This is a genomic window from Gemmobacter nectariphilus DSM 15620, from assembly GCF_000429765.1.
GTDB lineage: Bacteria > Pseudomonadota > Alphaproteobacteria > Rhodobacterales > Rhodobacteraceae > Wagnerdoeblera > Wagnerdoeblera nectariphila.
In genome coordinates, this window is the sequence record NZ_KE386949.1 from 269,876 (window position 1) to 287,311 (window position 17,436).

16 protein-coding genes are annotated in these 17,436 nt (G+C 66.5%); 4 read left to right on the forward strand and 12 right to left on the reverse strand.

The features are described from left to right. Window positions 1-53: 53 nt before the first annotated feature. The 6 genes from G481_RS24735 to G481_RS0120070 all read right to left on the reverse strand — a co-directional run bounded on the left by G481_RS24735 (window position 54) and on the right by G481_RS0120070 (window position 6,232). Window positions 54-560: a flavin reductase family protein gene (locus tag G481_RS24735; protein WP_035026843.1), complete on the reverse strand. Its 507-nt coding sequence runs from the start codon at window positions 558-560 to the stop codon at window positions 54-56. Window positions 561-578: 18 nt separating this feature from the next. Next, window positions 579-1,091, reverse strand: coding sequence for a nuclear transport factor 2 family protein (locus tag G481_RS0120050; protein ID WP_028031577.1), 513 nt, complete (start codon window positions 1,089-1,091; stop codon window positions 579-581). A gap of 4 nt (window positions 1,092-1,095) precedes the next feature. Next, on the reverse strand, window positions 1,096-3,192 hold the full coding sequence (locus tag G481_RS0120055) for an acetate--CoA ligase family protein (protein WP_028031578.1): 2,097 nt from the start codon (window positions 3,190-3,192) through the stop codon (window positions 1,096-1,098). A 21-nt stretch (window positions 3,193-3,213) separates the two neighbouring features. After that, window positions 3,214-4,107, reverse strand: a complete 894-nt coding sequence (locus tag G481_RS0120060) for an SMP-30/gluconolactonase/LRE family protein (protein WP_035026845.1) — start codon at window positions 4,105-4,107, stop codon at window positions 3,214-3,216. 57 nt (window positions 4,108-4,164) lie between these two features. Further along, window positions 4,165-5,394, reverse strand: a complete 1,230-nt coding sequence (locus G481_RS0120065) for an ABC transporter substrate-binding protein (protein WP_035026847.1) — start codon at window positions 5,392-5,394, stop codon at window positions 4,165-4,167. Window positions 5,395-5,473: 79 nt separating this feature from the next. After that, window positions 5,474-6,232, reverse strand: coding sequence for an SDR family NAD(P)-dependent oxidoreductase (locus G481_RS0120070; protein WP_028031581.1), 759 nt, complete (start codon window positions 6,230-6,232; stop codon window positions 5,474-5,476). 68 nt (window positions 6,233-6,300) lie between these two features. On the opposite strand from G481_RS0120070, the gene G481_RS26170 reads away from it, so the two are divergent. Beyond that, a complete protein-coding gene (locus G481_RS26170) occupies window positions 6,301-6,579 on the forward strand; it encodes a hypothetical protein (RefSeq protein ID WP_154664700.1) in 279 nt (92 codons plus the stop codon). Further along, window positions 6,539-7,318, forward strand: coding sequence for an IclR family transcriptional regulator (locus G481_RS0120075; RefSeq protein ID WP_028031582.1), 780 nt, complete (start codon window positions 6,539-6,541; stop codon window positions 7,316-7,318). The genes G481_RS26170 and G481_RS0120075 overlap by 41 nt, the downstream gene beginning before the upstream one ends. 40 nt (window positions 7,319-7,358) lie before the next feature. Here G481_RS0120075 and G481_RS0120080 read toward each other — a convergent pair whose 3' ends face one another. The 6 genes from G481_RS0120080 to G481_RS0120105 form a co-directional block, all read right to left on the reverse strand. Then, on the reverse strand, window positions 7,359-7,826 hold the full coding sequence (locus tag G481_RS0120080) for a DUF1203 domain-containing protein (RefSeq protein WP_028031583.1): 468 nt from the start codon (window positions 7,824-7,826) through the stop codon (window positions 7,359-7,361). Window positions 7,827-8,122: 296 nt separating this feature from the next. After that, window positions 8,123-11,122 (reverse strand): DNA translocase FtsK, encoded by a 3,000-nt coding sequence (locus tag G481_RS0120085; RefSeq protein ID WP_028031584.1) that lies wholly within the window; start codon window positions 11,120-11,122, stop codon window positions 8,123-8,125. An 8-nt stretch (window positions 11,123-11,130) separates the two neighbouring features. Continuing rightward, window positions 11,131-12,309, reverse strand: a complete 1,179-nt coding sequence (locus tag G481_RS0120090; protein WP_028031585.1) for an aminotransferase class I/II-fold pyridoxal phosphate-dependent enzyme — start codon at window positions 12,307-12,309, stop codon at window positions 11,131-11,133. Between the two features lie 189 nt (window positions 12,310-12,498). Continuing rightward, window positions 12,499-12,822, reverse strand: a complete 324-nt coding sequence (locus G481_RS0120095) for an H-NS histone family protein (RefSeq protein ID WP_028031586.1) — start codon at window positions 12,820-12,822, stop codon at window positions 12,499-12,501. A gap of 129 nt (window positions 12,823-12,951) precedes the next feature. Further along, on the reverse strand, window positions 12,952-13,506 hold the full coding sequence (locus tag G481_RS0120100) for an ActR/PrrA/RegA family redox response regulator transcription factor (protein WP_028031587.1): 555 nt from the start codon (window positions 13,504-13,506) through the stop codon (window positions 12,952-12,954). Window positions 13,507-13,608: 102 nt separating this feature from the next. Next, complete coding sequence (locus tag G481_RS0120105) at window positions 13,609-14,229, reverse strand: SCO family protein (RefSeq protein WP_028031588.1); 621 nt, start codon at window positions 14,227-14,229, stop codon at window positions 13,609-13,611. 90 nt (window positions 14,230-14,319) lie between these two features. Here G481_RS0120105 and regB point away from each other — a divergent pair, with 90 nt between their 5' ends. Then, window positions 14,320-15,708 (forward strand): sensor histidine kinase RegB, encoded by a 1,389-nt coding sequence (gene regB / locus G481_RS0120110; protein ID WP_028031589.1) that lies wholly within the window; start codon window positions 14,320-14,322, stop codon window positions 15,706-15,708. A 117-nt stretch (window positions 15,709-15,825) separates the two neighbouring features. Then, a complete protein-coding gene (locus tag G481_RS24740) occupies window positions 15,826-17,433 on the forward strand; it encodes a PAS-domain containing protein (protein WP_084451147.1) in 1,608 nt (535 codons plus the stop codon). Window positions 17,434-17,436: the final 3 nt, after the last annotated feature.

Genomic DNA, 17,436 nt, shown 5'->3' on the forward strand with positions numbered 1-17,436 from the left:
CTGGGCCCGGAACGCGGCATCAGGCCGGGGGGCCACCCTTGTCGCCCGGCCGCCTAGTCGGCTGCCAGCCGGCGGAAATAGCCATCGCGATACATCAGCATCGGCCCGTCACCGCTGTGCAGCGCCGTGACCTGGCCGATGAAGATGGAATGCGTCCCGCAAGGCACCGTCTGGACGACCCGGCACTCGAACGAGGCCACGGTATTGGCCAGCATCGGCGCCCCGGTCCCCCCGGCAAGCCAGTGGCCTTCGGCAAAACGCGCCTCGGGATCCAGTTTCGAGGTCGAGAACAGCCGCGCGATATTGGCCTGTTCCTCGGTCAGGAAGTTCACCGCAAAGGCGCCCGAGTCGGTGATCAGCTGCTCGGCCGTGGCGCCCCGGTTGATGCAGACCAGAAGGGTCGGCGGATCGGCGGTTGCCGAACAGACCGCCGTTGCCGTCAGGCCGTTGCGCGTGGTCCCGGTGCGGGCCGTGATCACCGCGACCGGCGAGGCCACCTTGCGCATGGCAAGGCGGAACTCTTCGGGCGCGATCGTGTCGATCTGGGCGTCGAGCTGCATGGGCATCTCCCTGCGCGGTCAGCGGCGGCCGATCCGGTAGACCGGATCGTCGGGATAGCTGCCCCCCACCGGCTGGCGCGGGCCGAACCGTTCGGCATCGGTCCCCTCGGGCGCAGGCTGCGGATCCACCCAGTCATAGGCAACGACCCGTTCGGCAACGCGCCATTCCTCGCCCCGCTTTTCGAACAGATCGCAATAGCGGCCCGACATCATCACCTGGCGCACCACACCATCGGGCCCGGTCCCGCGCTGCAGGGCCAGCCAATAGGTTTCCACCGCCGCGCGGCCATCGCCGCGAAATTCGATCAGGATGTTGCCGACATGGTGGATGTTGCGCGGCCCCGTCGCCCAGGCCGCCTTGACCCAGTCGAAAAAGCCCTCGACCGGACCCTGATAGGCGCCATGACGATCCGTCGCATCCGGCCAATAGGAGGACCGCAGCGCGGCTTCATCGGCCCGGTCGATGCCCCGGCAATAGCGGTGGATGCAATCGCGGATCGCCTCGCGGTCGATAAGATCCTGAAGGGTCATGGCCTTACTCCTTGCGCAGAACGATCAGGGCATCCAGGGGAACGACACCCTGCCCCACCGGCATCACCCGCACCGGATTAAGGTCGATGCTGTCGACCCGGTCGGCATGGGCCGCGGCAAAGCGCGACAGATCCGACAGGAACTGCGCCAGCGCGTCCACATCGGCGGGTTCCGCGCCACGGGCACCTTGCAGCAGGGCATAGCCCTTGATCTCGCGGATCATGCGGTGCGCCTCGGCCACGCCAAAGGGGGCGGCGCGGAAGGTCACATCCTTGAGCACCTCGACGAAGATGCCGCCAAGGCCGAACATCACCACCGGCCCAAGCACCGGGTCCAGCGCGGTGCCGACGATGCATTCCACCCCGCCCTGCACCATCGGGGCAATGGCGATGCCTTCGATCCGGGCGTCGGGCGCCTTGGCCGCTGCGCGCTCAAGGATGGTGGCGGCGGCGCTGCGGGCCTCGTCCGCGGTCTTCACATTGACGATGACGCCGCCCACCTCGGTCTTGTGGGCAATGTCGGGGGACGAGATTTTCAGCACCACCGGAAAGCCGACCCCCGCCGCTGCGGCGCCCACGTCGCCGCCGGGCGCAACCAGTGCCTCGGCCGGGAACCTGAGGCCGGCGCGCGCCAGCACCGCCTTGGCGGCCGCCTCGCTGATCGGGCCTTCGGGCAACTCGATGCGCGGGACGGGGGGCAACGGCTCGGCCGCCTGCGCCGCGTCAAAGCCCTGACGGAACTTTACCAGCGCGCCCAGGGCATGGGCCAGCGCCGATCCATCCTCGTAGACCAGAAATCCCTCGGCCTCATAGCGCCGGATTTCCTCGATCGGGGCGGACATGGTGACAGCGCGCAGGGTGCCAGGCTTGCCCTTGCCTGCGGCGAACAGGGCATTGCGCACGCCCTCGGCAAAGGTCCTGGTGCCCGGCCCGGTGCCAAGGATGCCGGCCCAGATGTCATAGCCGCCGCGATCCAGCATCATCGCCGCGCATTTGGTCATCAGCGACAGATCATTCCCGGCCTGCCCCGTCGCATCCACCGGGTTGCGCGGCGCGGCAAAGGGGATCGCGGCCTTCAGATCGGCCTGCGCATCCTCGGGCATCGGCGACACGTCCAGCCCCGCCGCTTCGGCATCATCGGCCAGCTGGATGCCGAAGCCCCCCGAGGTGGTGAAGATCCCGATCCTGTTGCCCGCCGGATAGATGCCGCCCGCGCAGGCATAGGCAATGTCGATCTGTTCCGCCGTGGTCGCTGCCCGATGCGCGCCATACTGGCGCAGCACCGCATCAAAGACCGCATCCGACCCGGCCAGCGAGGCGGTATGCGAGGCTGCCGCCTCGGCCCCGACAGAGGACCGCCCGGTCTTCATGAACACCACCGCCTTGCCCATGGCCCGCGCCCGGTCCAGCGCGTCGATGAACAGATCGCGGTCCTTGACCCCTTCGGCATAGGCCATGACGACGCGGGTTTCGGGCCGGTCCACCACCCAGCGCAGGGTTTCCGACACGTCGATGTCGCATTCGTTGCCCGTCGTCACCCAATGCGACAGGCCCATGCCACGCTGGCGGGCCAGATGCGCAAGGTGGGCGCCATAGGCCCCGCTTTGCGAGACGATGGCCACCGGCCCGGCCGGCATCAGCCCGGTATCAAGCGCAATGGTGAAGGTGCCGTAATAGCCTTCGGCCGGGTTGAACACCCCAAGGCAGTTCGGCCCCAGAAGGCGCATCCCGCCCGCCCGCGCCGCTGCGACCATGCGCGACTGCAGGGCCGCGCCTTCGGGCCCGGCCTCGGCAAAGCCGGCGGTAAAGACGATGGCCGCCTTGACCCCGCGCGCCGCGCAATCCTCGACCGCCTGCAAGGTGGCGCCGGCAGGCACCGCCAGGATCGCCACATCGGGCGCCGCCGGCAGATCCGCGACCGAGCCAAAGGCCGGCAGGCCCTGCACCGTCTCGCGGCCCGGATTGACCGGATAGACCGCCCCCTTGAACCCGCCTTCGCGCAGGTATCGCAGCGGGCGCCCGCCAATGCGGGCAACATTGTCCGACGCGCCGACGATGGCAATCGAACGCGGGGACAGCAGGGCAGAGAGCGAGTCGGTCAAAGCGGTCTTCCTTGGCAACGGTCAGGGCGCCGGCGCGGCACCAAAGCGGGTTTCCGGCAGGCCGGTCACGCCCAGCCCCTCGATGGCGAACAGATAGCCCCCCGACGGATGGCGCGAGATCGCGCGGCCCGACCCCGAATCCTTGATCGAGGTGACATAGAGCGTGGCCAGATCGTCGCCCCCGAACGCCACGCACGAGGGCATGTCGGTCGGCGCCTCGACCAGGCGGTCCAGCTCTCCGGTCGGGGTAAAGCGGGCGATCTTGCCGGCCTGCACCAGCGCGACCCAGATGCAACCGTCGCTGTCCACCGTCGCGCCATCGGGGCCGGAATTCCACGGCCGGGTGTCGACCAGCATCCGCGCCTCGTCCAAAGGCGCATCCTCGGCGCTGTAGCGATAGGCGCGGATCGTGCGGTCCAGGCTGTCGGCGAAATACATCGTGCGCCCGTCAGGGCTGAAGCACAGCGCGTTCGAGATGCGGATCCCGTTCGCCAGCATCCGGTGGTGCCCGTCGGCCGTCACGCGCCACAGCTCGGCCCGCGGCTCGGCAAAGATGCCCATGCTGCCGCAGACGAACCGGCCCTGACGATCGACACGGCCATCATTGAATCGCACGCGCGCATCGCCGGGGTCGGGCCGCAGCACCGGCTCGCAGGCGCCGGTTGCAGGATCGACCAGATAGATGCCGTCGACCAGCCCGGCGATCAGCCGCCCGCCCGTCGCCAGCGCGACAGAGCCGATGGTCGAGGGAACGACAACCTGCCCGAACCCGCCTGATGACGGGTCATGCCAGCGGATCAGGCGCGAGACGCCATCGACCCAGTAAAGCCGGCCGGCTTCGGAATCCCACACCGGGCTTTCGCCCAGAAGGTCAGGCGTGGGGGCAACGCGGGTTGCTGTGACAATGCGCGACATGATGGACTTTTCCGTGCAGCGCCGTGGCGGGACGACCCCGCCACGGCGCAAGGCCGGTTACTTCTTGACCAGCGGGCAAGTGCTTTCCGACAGCGGGCGCCAGGCGTCTTCGGCCGCGATCGTGCCAAGGATCTGGTAGTAGTCCCACGGATACTTGGACTCGGCCGGGGCCTTGATCTTGGCCTTGAGCATCGGGCGCATGACCACGCCGTCCTCGCGGATCTTGACGTCCTTGACCAGCATGTCGGTCACCGGCAGCTCGCGCATCTTGGCCATCACGGCCTCGCCTTCGTCGCTGCCCGCCGCCGTCACCGACTTGAGATAGTGGGTCACGGCCGAATGCGTCACCATCTGGCTTTCGTTCGGAACGCGGTTCTGGAACGCGGCGCCATAGCGTTTGGCAAAGGCGCGGGTGTCATCGTTCAGATCCCAGTAGGCCGCCGACGAGATGACCAGACCCTGCGTTGCCTCCATCCCGATGCCATGCACGGCGTTGATCTGGATGCCCAGCGGGGCAAGGCGCTGACCGGCATCGGTGATGCCGAATTCCTTGGCCTGCTTGATGACGTTCGCCAGGTCCGACCCCGAATTGGCGATGCCGATCACCTTGGCACCGCTGGCCTGCGCCTGCAGCAAGAGCGACGAGAAGTCGTTCGAGTTCAGCGGATGCAGGGCCGAGCCCAGAACCTTGCCGCCTGCCGCCTCGATGAAGCGGGTCGCGTCGGCCTGCCACTGCTTGCCAAAGGTGTAATCGACGGTGATGAAGAACCAGGTGTCCATGCCGTCGGCCAGCTGCGCCTGAACGGTGCCCTTGGCCAGCGTGTAGGTGTCATAGGCCCAGTTGGTGCCCATCGGCGAGCATTTCGAGTTGGTGGTTTCCGACGATGCGGTCCCGGCCAGCAGATAGGGCTTTTTCGCCGCCGCCATCACGTCTTGCACCGCCAGCGCGATGGACGAGGCCGAGCAGCCGATGATCGCATCGACACCATCCTGCTCGACCCATTTCTTGGCGATGGCCACGCCGATATCGGGCTTGTTCTGATCGTCCGCGATGACAACCTCGATCGGGGTGTCACCGATCTTGCCGCCGAAATCCTCGACCGCCAGCTTGACCGAGGTCACCGAGCCGGGACCGCAGTTGTCGGCATAGGGGCCGGACTGGTCATTCATCACGCCGATGCGGATCACCTTGTCCGACATGTCGGCAGCGGCCGGCATGGCAGCCATCGACGCGGCGGCGCAAAGTGCAGCAAGGCTGATGCCCCGGCGCAGAACCTGTTTGGTCATTTGTCTTCCTCCCATGTGGATCCCGCGACTCTGCGGTCGGGGCATAAGCGTCCCGGCTCCTCGCCCGGAACGATTTCGGTCACGAAAAGGCGAAGGTCATCGCCCCGTCGACAAACAGCATGTCACCGCTGATCCAGCTGGCCTCGTCGCTGGCCAGGAACACGGCGGCATTCGCGATATCCTTCGGCTCGCCCAGGCGGCCCAGCGGCACCTTGGCGCGGCGGCGTTCCCAGCCTTCCTCGGTGACGACCATGTTGGCCCCATCGGTGCGGGTCGACCCCGGCGCGATCGCGTTGACGCGGATGTTGTCGGGCCCGAACTCGGCCGCAGCCGAACGGGTCGAGGCCGCGACAGCCGCCTTGATCGCAGAATACATGATGCCATGCTTCATCGCGATCACCGCCGAAGGCGAGGCGATGTTCACGATGGCCCCGCCGCCAGCCTTGCGCATCTGCGGCACCACGGCCTGATAGCCCCAGATCACGCCCTTGAAGCCCACGTCGATCATGCGGCCGATCATGGTTTCATCCTGATCTTCCAGCGGGCCATAGCGGTTCCACATGGCGTTGTTCACCAGGATGGTGGTCGGGCCGAACGCCTCTTCCAGCTTGCTGGCGGCAGCGAACACATCCTCGCGCTTTGCGACATTGCCAACCAGCGCCATGGCCTTGCCACCGGCGGCACGCACAGCCTCGGCGGCAGGTTCGGAAACCTCGGCCTTCAGATCCAGAATGCCGACGGCAGCGCCTTCGCGGGCAAAGGCGTCCACGATTGCACGGCCGATCCCGCGGCCACCCCCGGTCACCAGCGCGACGCGCCCTTCAAGCCTGCCCGACATGCGTTCCTCCCAATTCCCGAACCGGCAGGATGCAGGCAACCCGGCGCGATCCTGCACGGATCGCGCAGATGCTGCGCCCTGACGATGACACCTCTTCCCCTTTGGAAACCCGGCCCGGCGGCCCATCCCTCCCGGATAAGGCGGCCGGTCTGGCCCGGATCTCCGGTCCGCACCACGGGGCGAACCTTGACGAAGACCAGCATGTCATGCGCATGTTTGCCGAACCACAGTTTTTCATGCATGGCGCCGAGTTTCACGTTTATGAAACGCGCCGCCGGCACGAAGCGTGGCAGGGGAGGAACCGCAATGCAGCCGTCACAGGTCAAATCGGCCACAAGGGCCATTGAAATCCTTGAATATTTCAAGCTGAGCCAGCAGCCCAGATCCATGTCCGAACTGGCCAGCGACCTGAGCTATCCACAGTCCAGCACCACTGTCTTGCTCAAGACGCTGGTCAAGCTGGGCTATCTGAACTTCGACCGCCGCAGCCGCGTCTACTTTCCGACGCCCAAGGTCACCTCGCTGGGCGACTGGATTCCCCGCGCGCTGTTCGGGTCGGGCCAGATTCTGGATGCGCTGAACGACGTTCATGCCGCCACCGGCGAGGGCATCTTCATCGGCGCCAAGAACGACGTCTATCTGCAATACATCAAGACGCGGAACTCGATCCACGCGCTGCGCTTTCACATCGACGAAGGCACGATCCGCCCGATCACCGGCTCGGCCGCCGGCTGGATGCTGATGACGACGCTAAGCGACGACAAGATCGACAATCTGGTCCGCCGCGCCAACATTGCCACCCCCAACCCGGCCGATCGGGTCAAGGTGCGCGACATCATGGACCGCGTGACCGAGATCCGGGCCCGCGGCTATGCCCATGTGCAGAACCTGCCCTTTGCCGGGGGCGCGACCATTGCCGTGCTGTTGCCGGTGCAGGTGCAGGGCCAGCCGGTGACGCTGGCCCTGGGCGGGGTGGTGGACCGGGTCAAGGCCAACTTCGAGCGGTATCTGGGCGCCCTGCAATCCGCCGCCCGCACGATCCGGCCCGAGCGCGATTTCGACACGCCGGTTCATATCGAATTGTGATCGGTCCCGGCAGGTGCCGGCCGGGCGTTTGTGCCTGCCATCAGGCCCGCTCGATCAGCCCGGCATAGCAGCCCCGCCGCGCGTAATGCGCATGGACAAAGGCAATATCGGGGTTATCGAACAGCCGCCGGATCAGCGGGTCGATCCCGTCGCCTTCGGCCAGATCGGCATCCAGAATGAAGCCGCGGCGGTCGAACCCGCGCAGGGCCACGATGCGGCTGCGCATCACCTCGGGCACGGTATCAATCGCCTCATAAGGGGTCTGGGCGCCCTCCTGGACAAAGATCGCATGACGCGAGCGGTAGGGCGAGGCGATCGGCAGATGTTCGTAATTCAGCAGCAGCGCCGTGTCGCCTGGCGCCAGATCCTGCATCGTCACCCGGTCGGGAAAGCCCGGCTGCGCATCGACGTGATAGCGCACGACCCCTTCGGCGGCCAACGCCGCATCGGACAGGCCAAAGTATTTGCGAAACGGGGCGGGGTCGAGCCCGCGGATACGATATGCCATGAAAGCCTCCAATGCAGCATGGGGGCACTCTGGCCAAAGTTCCCGCACCGGGCAGCCCGGTTCCTGCGCATTGCAAGGAAGCCCGGGCGATGCCGGTCTATCGCGGCCCCCCGCTTCCTTGTTGGCGGACAGGATAGCCAAGGCGCTTGGCCTGCCCCCGGCGACAGGATGGATCGCCCCCACCGCAAGGATCGTCCCGCCCCCTCGGCTTTTCCCATCACCTTTCCGAAAATACCCCACGGGGAGGTCTGGAGGGGTGTGAAACCCCTCCAGCGGTCCGCCAAGGGCGATCGGCCCTAGTGTTCGGGCAACAGGATCTCGCGCTTGCCGACATGGTTGGCGGTGCTGACCACGCCCTGATCTTCCATCTGTTCGACCAGACGGGCGGCCTTTTGATAGCCGATCCCCAGCTTGCGCTGGATATAGCTGGTCGAGCATTTGCGATCACGCGCGACAATCGCCACCGCCTGATCATACAGCGCATCGTCGGAGTTCTCGCCGCCGCCAAGGCCAAGCACCTGGTCGATATCGTCGGCCTTGTCCTCGTCCGGGCCTTCGACGACGCCCGACATATAGGTCGGCGGGCCAAAGGATTTCAGGTGGTTGACGATTTCCTCGACCTCTTCGTCGCTGACAAAGGGCCCGTGGATGCGGCTGATCCGCCCGCCGCCAGCCATATACAGCATGTCGCCCATGCCCAGCAGCTGTTCCGCGCCCATCTCGCCCAGAATGGTGCGGCTGTCGATCTTGGACGTCACCTGGAACGAAATCCGGGTCGGGAAGTTCGCCTTGATCGTGCCGGTGATGACATCGACCGACGGCCGCTGCGTTGCCATGATCAGGTGAATGCCGGACGCCCGCGCCATCTGGGCCAGGCGCTGGATGCAGGCCTCGATCTCCTTGCCCGCGACCATCATCAGGTCGGCCATCTCGTCGACGATGACGACGATATAGGGGAAGGGCTGGGGCTCGAACTCGTCGGTCTCGAACACCGGATCGCCGGTTTCCTCGTCAAAGCCGGTCTGGATGGTGCGCTTGAACATCTCGCCCTTGGCCAGCGCCTCGCGGACGCGGCCGTTATAGCCCTCGATGTTGCGAACGCCCATCTTGGACATCTTGCGATAGCGTTCCTCCATCTCGCCGACGACCCATTTCAGGGCGACGACCGCCTTCTTCGGGTCGGTCACGACGGGGGACAGAAGATGCGGGATGCCATCATAGACCGACAGTTCCAGCATTTTCGGGTCGATCATGATCAGCCGGCATTCTTCCGGCGTCAGCTTGTAAAGCAAGCTCAGGATCATCGTGTTGATCGCCACCGACTTGCCCGACCCGGTGGTCCCGGCGATCAGCAGGTGGGGCATCTTGGCCAGGTTCGCGACGATCGGATCGCCGCCGATATCCTTGCCCAGGGCCAGCGGCAGGCGCATGTTGCTGTCGCCGAAATCGCGGGCCGAGAGGATCTCGCGCAGCACGACCTTTTCGCGGTGGGCATTCGGCAGTTCGATCCCGATGACCGACCGCCCCGGCACGGTGGACACCCGCGCCGACAGCGCCGACATGGACCGCGCGATATCGTCGGCCAGACCGATCACCCGGCTGGCCTTGAGGCCCGGCGCCGGTTCCAGTTCATACATGGTGACGACCGGGCCAGGACGGACCGAAACGATCTCGCCCTTGACGCCGTAATCATCCAGCACGTTTTCCAGCATCCGCGCGTTTTCTTCCAGCGCCTCGTCCGACAGGTGATGGCGCTGGATGGTCGCGGGGTTCGTCAACAGGTTCAGCGGCGGCGCCTCATAGGCCGGGGCCTCGCGTTCCTCGAACCGCAGGCGCGGCTGCGACTCGGCCTGGGCCTGACGTGACGGCGCGGCAGGCTTGCGCACCGGGTGCTGCACGACGCCGCGCTTGATGTCGGGCGCGACCTGCGGGGCACGGGTCGCGGCCCATTGGTCGGGAATGGCGGCCTCGTCATCCTCGTCGTCGTAGGCGGCGTCCAGCATCTCGCGGGCGGTCTGCTGCGGCTCGTCGGGCTGCGGCATCGGCCAGTCATCTTCCAGCACCCAATCCTCGGGCGGCAGCTCGTCGGCCAGCGGGGTTTCCACCAGTTCGGGCATGTCGTCCCATTGCGGGGCACGGGCGACGACGGGCGGCTCGACCGGGCCTGGGGTGATCGCCAGCCGCATCGGCGCACTGGCGGCTGCTGCGGCACGGGCCGGGGCACCGGCGATGGCCCGGGCAATCGCCGGGTTCAGCGGCAGATCGGCCGCGCGGGCATTGCGCACCACCGGGGGCTCGGCGCGGGCGCCGGGCGCGACCGGCATCGCCTGACGCGCCTTGGCACGGATCGCGTCCGAGATGCGGGCGCGGATGCGGTCCTCGCCGGGGGCCTCGATATCGGCATAGTCGCGCGTGTTTTGCAGCAGTTCCGGCTCGGGATCGGGCGCGCGGCGGATCAGCCCGGCCACGCGGGCGCGCAGGCCCTGCACCGCGTCCTCGGTCGATTGAACCGGCGGCTCGGGGCGGCGCGGCTCATAGTCCTCGATCAGATCGTCCAGCGGCGGGGCCTGACGCGCCTCGCGGCGGGCAGCAGCCTGCGCCCGGATCTTGCTGCCCACGCCCACAGCGCCCGTGGCCGCCCGCAGCCCTGCCACGCGCAGACCCGCCAGAAGCCAGCCATACAAAACGATGGTGCCGATATAGAGGAACCGCCCGACCGTGCGCAGCTCTTCCTTGTCAAAGCCCAGCGTGAACAGGCCCGCCGCCAGCATTGCCAGCGCCAGCACCACCGAGACCAGCTTGAGCGCAACGCCCAAGCCCACCGGCGCTGCCCCCAGCAGGGCGCCCAGAACCGTATCGCCCAGCAGGCCGCCAAGGCCGAAGGAATGCACCCAGTCGTTGCCCGGCACATGCGTCGCGGCATAGGCCGCCGCCAGAACCACCAGCGTCCAGGCAAAGATCGTGCGGCCGACCGCCCGATCCTCGCCCCGATGCAGCACGAAGCGCATCCCCCACACGCCCGACAGCAGCGGCAAGCTCCAGGCCCCCACGCCCAGGATGATCACCAGCGTCGAGGACACGGCCGCGCCCAGACGGCCCAGCATGTTGCGCGCCGGCTCGTCCGTGGCCACCATCCAGCCGGGATCGTCGGGCGAATAGCTGCCCAGCATGGCCGCCAGCCCAAGCGCCAGCGCAACCAGCATCAGGCCCAGCAATTCCTTGCCGCGCTTTTCCACCAGGGCTTGGGTGGTGCGATCCAGAAGCGGGTCGCGCTGCCGTGCGTGATAGCTCGCCATGCCTCTCCTCACCCGTACAGACAGTCGCGGATCATGGTCAGCCCGCGTTTCGTTTCTTCGGCCGGGGCGACCAGCGCCACGCGGATATAGCCCTTGCCGGGGTTCCCGCCCTGCGCATCGCGCGCCAGATAGGCGCCGGGCAGCACCCGCACGCCGGTCTTTTGCCACAGCTCCAGCGCCGCCTGTTCGCCATCGTCCACCGGCATCCACAGGAAGAACCCGCCTTCGGGCAAGGTCACGCCCTGATGACCGGCAAAGACCTCGGCCGCATCCCGGAACTTGTCGTGATAGAGACGCTGGTTTTCGATCACATGGTCCTCGTCGGACCAAAGCCGCTCGGATACCTTTTGCAAAGGCAGCGGCACCGGCGCCCCGGAATAGGACCGCAGGCGACGGATATGCACCATCGACTTCGGCCCGGCCGCAACGAAGCCCGAGCGGATTCCCGGCACGTTGGACCGCTTGGACAGCGAATTGAACACCACCACGCGCTCGGGATCGGCGCCTTTCGCGGCGGCAACCTCCAGCAGGCCGGGGGGCGGGGCATCGCGCCAGATCTCGGAATAGCATTCGTCGCAGAACACGGTGAAATCGTGATGCTCGGCCAGATCCAGCAGATCGGCCAGATACTCGCGCGAGGCAACAGCGCCCTGCGGATTGGCAGGCGAGCAGATATAGGCGACCGCCACGCGGTCGAGCACCTCGGCCGGCAGGCTGCGGTAATCGGGCAGAAAGCCGGTCGCCGCCGTTGCGCTGACGTAAACCGGCTCGGCCCCGATCGCCAGGGTGGCCACCGCATAGACCTGATAGAATGGATTCGGGATCAGCACGACCGGCCGCTTGCCGCGTTTGGTTTCCGGGCACAGGGCGATCAGCGTGTTGAACAGCCCTTCGCGGGTGCCGTTCAGGTTCATCACCTGGCTTGCCGGAACCTCGACACCATAGCGCCGGCCGATCCAGCCACAAATCGCGGCCTGCAATTCGGGCGTGCCATCATTCGGCGGATAGACGCCGAAGCCGTTCAGGTTCTGCGCCAGAACCTCGGCCACCCAGGCCGGAAACGGGTGTTTGGGCTCGCCGATGGTCATCGACAAGGGTGTCCCGCTAGGCTGATGATGATCCAGAAGCGCCCGCAACCGCGGAAACGCATACTCCGGCAAGTCGGAGAACCGCTCGGGAAATGCCATGTCTGCCTCGATCTTCGGGGTCATATCGCCCCGTTTGAGACGAACTCTAGCGGCATTTTCGGCGCGGGTCCAGAAAAACGCCGCGCTGGCAGGGGGATGCGTGGCGGAAATGGCACGGGCGCAAAATGCAAAGGCGGCACCGCTGGCGCCGCCCTGGCCCTGATCGCTGCCCCCAGGCGATCAGAAAGTTCAGATCGCCATATCCTCGGGCGATTTGCCGGATGCCAGACCGTCGATGAACCAGCGCGGTTTGCGCCCGCGGCCCGACCATGTATCGGACGGATTTTCCGGGTTGGCATATTTCGGAACCGAATTGCCGCGCGGACGGCTCGATTTCGAAGATTGCAGGCTCATGAGTTCCGCAAGCGAAAAGCCCATGTCACGGGCCTTTTCCTCGAGTTCGGCAAGCGCTTCCTTCTTGCGACGATCCTCGTAGGTGGCAACAGCCTTGTCCACTCTTACCTGAAGCTCCTTGAGCTCACGAAGCGACATCGCGTTAAGATCGAGATCCATCGCGGTTCCTTTCTGTTCTGGCGCGCGGTGAAAAATACCGTCCCTTGACAGATGCAGAAAACTGCCTGTCACACAAGCGCAATTGAGCGCCGCGCGATTTGCATCATGCAAAATCGCGTTATGGTTGTGCTATCTCGGGCTGCGCTTGGCAAGAATCCGCTGAAGTGTCCGCCGGTGCATGTTCAAACGCCGTGCAGTTTCCGAAACATTGCGGTCGCATTGCTCATAGACGCGCTGGATATGTTCCCAGCGCACCCGGTCGGCCGACATCGGGTTTTCGGGCGGCGGCGGCAGGGACTCGCCGCGCGACAAAAGGGCATTGGTCACATCATTGGCGTCGGCGGGCTTGGACAGGTAATCCGTCGCGCCGATCTTGACGGCGGCCACCGCCGTGGCAATCGCACCATATCCGGTCAGCACCACGATGCGGCAATCGGGCCGGCGCTCGCGCAAGGCCTCGACCACATCAAGACCATTGCCATCTTCAAGCCGCAGGTCGACCACGGCATAGGCGGGCGGGCGGCTTTGGGCGATGGCCTTGCCCATTGCCACGCTGTCGGCGGTTTCGGGCTGGAAGCCGCGCTTTTCCATCGCCTTGGCCAGACGCTTCACGAATGGCTCGTCGTCATCCACCAGCAAGAGCGAGCGGTCCGCCCCCAGTTCCGCCGGATCGAATTCGGACATGACAGGAAATCCTTGCAACTTCTGGCCCGTTCCGGTTCTAGGCCGCCCTGCCCACCGGGTCAAACCTGCATTTGCGGGACCTGTTGACGCATGGCGTCAATGTTACTTCGCCTCGAGAAAGCACGAGACCTGTTCGGCCATCTCCTCGGGCGTGGTCTCGCGCTTGAAGAACTCCAGAAAGCCCTTCTCGGGGTCCACCAGATAGGTAAAGGTGGAATGGTCCACCAGGTAATATTCGTCCGACTTGTCCTGCGCCTTGTAATAGGTCCGATAGGCCTTGGACGCCGCCTGCGTCTGTTCGGGCGTGCCCGTCAGACCGATCATGCGCGGGTGCAGGGTTTCGACATACGAGGCCATCACCTCGGGCGTGTCACGATCGGGGTCGATGGAAATGAAGATCGGCGTCACCTCGTGGCCCATCTCTTCCAGGATGTCGACCGCCTCGACGTTGCGGGTATTGTCCAGCGGGCAGACATCGGGACAGAACGTATAGCCGAAATAGACCAGCGAGGGCTTGGTGATGACATCCTTGTCCGTCACCGTGCGGCCCGTGTGATCGACCAGCGTGAAGGGCCCGCCAATCGCCCCCGGACCGCCGGCAATCGCCGATTGCCGGCATTGCGCATAGGGGTCGGCCGACTGCCGCTGCAGCACATACCATGCGCTGCCGCCCACCAGGGCAGCCACAGCCGCCACCGCAATTCCAGCATAAACCTTGAGCATTCCGAACCCTCCGTGCCCGACCGGCGGATTGATTGCCGGGCGGTGCCTCGCTAACAAGGGGCAAATCACCCTCCGGAGCCACCAGAGTCAATGCCACGCTTTGCCGCGCACCTGCTGGCCGGGCCGGAAACCAGCACATGGATCCGGCTGCGCACGCTGATCTTGCTGCGCTGGATCGCCGTGGCGGGTCAGGTGGCGGCCATCCTGACCGCCTCGGCGTGGTTCGACCTGGCCTTGCCGCTGGGCGCCTGTGCGCTGGTCGTCGGGCTGTCGGTCATCGCGAACCTTGTGTCGATGACCGTGTTGCCCGCCAGCTACCGGCTGGGCGGCCGGGGCGCGCTGCTGATGCTGCTGTTCGACCTTGGGCAGATCTCGCTGCTGCTGGCGCTGACCGGCGGGCTGCACAACCCGTTTGCCTTGCTGATCGTGGTGCCCGTGACCATCGCCGCCACTGGCCTGACGGATCGGAGCACCGCCATTGTCGGGGCGGCGACGCTGGCCTGCGCCGGGCTGTTCTCGGCATTCCGGATGCCGCTGCGGCTGACAAGCGGGGCCGAATTGCAGATGCCGCCGCTGCTGGAATTCGGCCATGCCATCGCCATCGTGATCGGGGTCGGCTTTCTTGCGCTGTATGCCCGCCGTGTGTCGGGCGAGATCCGCAACATGTCCGAGGCGCTGATGGCCACCCAGATGGCGCTGGCGCGGGAACAGAAGCTGACCGACCTTGGCGGCGTCGTCGCGGCCGCCGCGCATGAGATGGGCACACCGCTGGCCACCATCAAGCTGGTCAGCTCGGAGCTGATCGACGATCTTGCCGGGCGCGAGGGGCTGGAGGATCTGCGCGAGGACGCCGCCCTGATCCGCGATCAGGCCGACCGCTGCCGCGACATCCTGCGGTCCATGGGCCGGGCCGGCAAGGACGATCTGCACCTGCGCAACGCCCCGCTGGATACCGTGCTGCACGAGGCCGCCGAGCCGCATCAGGCGCGGGGCAAGGCGCTGGTGTTCAACCTGCACCCCGCCCAGGGCGCCGAGCCGCGCCAGCCGCAGATCCGCCGCGCCCCCGAGATCATCCACGGCCTGCGCAACCTGATCCAGAATGCCGTGGATTTCGCGGCAACCACGGTCTGGATCGACGGGCAATGGTCCGGGAACGTGATCGTCGTGCGGGTGATCGACGATGGCCCCGGCTATCCGGCGCAACTTCTGGGCCGCATTGGCGAACCCTTCCTGCGCCCCCGCAGCGACGAGGGGCGCGAGCGCCCGGGATATGAGGGGATGGGGCTTGGTCTTTTCATCGCCAAGACCCTGCTGGAGCGGTCGGGGGCCACCTTGACCTTTGCCAATGGGGGCGATCCGTTCCTCAGCCGCGACGAACGCCCGGCCCGGTCGGGTGCCATCGTCGAGGTGTCCTGGCCGCGCGAGGCGATTGCCGCGACCGAAGGCCGCCTGGGGGAGAACCAGCCGATCAACGGCTAGGCCCCCCGGGCATGATCGTGCAAGGCGGGCCATTTCCCTGTCGCTCTATTAACATGTGATTAACCTATTCTCCCCTAGGTTGCTTCTTGCGCGATCTTTCCCGCCAAGGGGCGACTTATGACATTGGACCAGGGGCTTTGGCTTTTCGCCGTCAGTTTCGCTGCTGCCATTCTGGCCCTGTGGGCCGCAAGCCTGATCCAGAAGGGTCAGGGGCGCGGCCGCGCCGGGGTCTTTGCCGAAACACCGGCCGGCACGGTGCTGCTGTTTGATGGGGACCGGCTGCTGGATGCATCGGCCGGCGGGCGCGCGTTGCTGGCCGCCTCGCGCGGGCCGGGGTCGGATTGGGCGCGGTTCCTGTCCTGGGCCGCCCCCCGCTTTCCAGGTGTCGAAACCCAGCTTGAACGCCTGCCCGATCTGGGGCGCATCTCGCTTGTCTCGACCGCGCCCGACGGGATGACCCTCAGCGCCGAATGGCGCAGCGGCCTGCGCCGCATCGCCTTGCTGGAACCCCATGTCGAAAGCACCGGGCGGCTGATCGACGCCCTCGCCCAGCGCGCCCAGGACGAAGAGCTGGACTCGTTGCGCCAGATCACCGACGAAGCCCCGCTGCCGATCTGGCGCGAAGATGCCGGGGGGCGGGTCACATGGGCCAACCGTGCCTATGTCGCGCTGGCCATGCAGCAATCGACCGAGGCAGAGCCGATCGGCTGGCCCCTGCCCCGCCTGATCGAATCGCCGACCGATGGCCGGCGCGCCCTGCCCGCGCCCGATGGCAGCACCACCCGCTGGTTCGATTGCTCGATCACCCCGCAGGACGGGGGCGGGCACATCGCCTTTGCCCTGCCCGCCGATACTGCGGCGCAGGCCGAACAGGCGCTTGGCAGCTTTGTCCAGACCCTGACCAAGACCTTTGCGCATCTGCCCATCGGGCTGGCCATCTTTGACCGTCAGCGCAAGTTGCAGCTGTTCAACCCTGCCCTGACCGACCTGTCGGGCCTGCCGGTCGATTTCCTGTCGGCCCGCCCCGGTCTGTTCGCCTTTCTCGACATGATGCGCGAGCGGGGGATGATCCCCGAGCCCAAGGATTACAAATCCTGGCGCCTTCAGATGGCCGCGCTGGAACAATCCGCCGCCAGTGGCCAGTATGAGGAAACCTGGGCGCTGCCCTCGGGCCTGACCTATCGGGTGATCGGCCGCCCGCATCCCGAAGGCGCGCTGGCGCTGCTGTTTCAGGACATCAGCGACGAAATCACCCGCGCCCGCCGGATGCGCGCCGATCTGGAACTGGGCCAATCGGTGATCGACGCCACGGACGAGGCGATTGCGGTTTTCTCCTCGGCGGGGCAGCTGGTGATGTCGAACACCGCCTATGCCCGGCTGTGGGGCCATGATCCGTCCGAACAGGTGGCCGAACAGTCGCTGTCCGAACTGGCGGCACTCTGGCGTGCGGCCTGCGCCCCCAGCCATTTCTGGGCGCTGGCCGAAGGCTATGCCGCGACCTCTGGCCCGCGCGAGCCATGGGTCTCGCAGGCGCGGCTGAACGACGGGCGCAGCCTGCGCTGCCGTCTGGCCCCGCTGGCCGGCGGGGCCACGCTGGTCGGCTTTTCGGCCGAGGCTGCGCTGGATCTGCCCGTCGATCCCGCGATGCGGCTGATCCTGACGCCCGACCCTGCCGAAGCAGCGCCGGATCGCTGGTCACGGCGGGACCATGCCAGCACGGCGTGACGG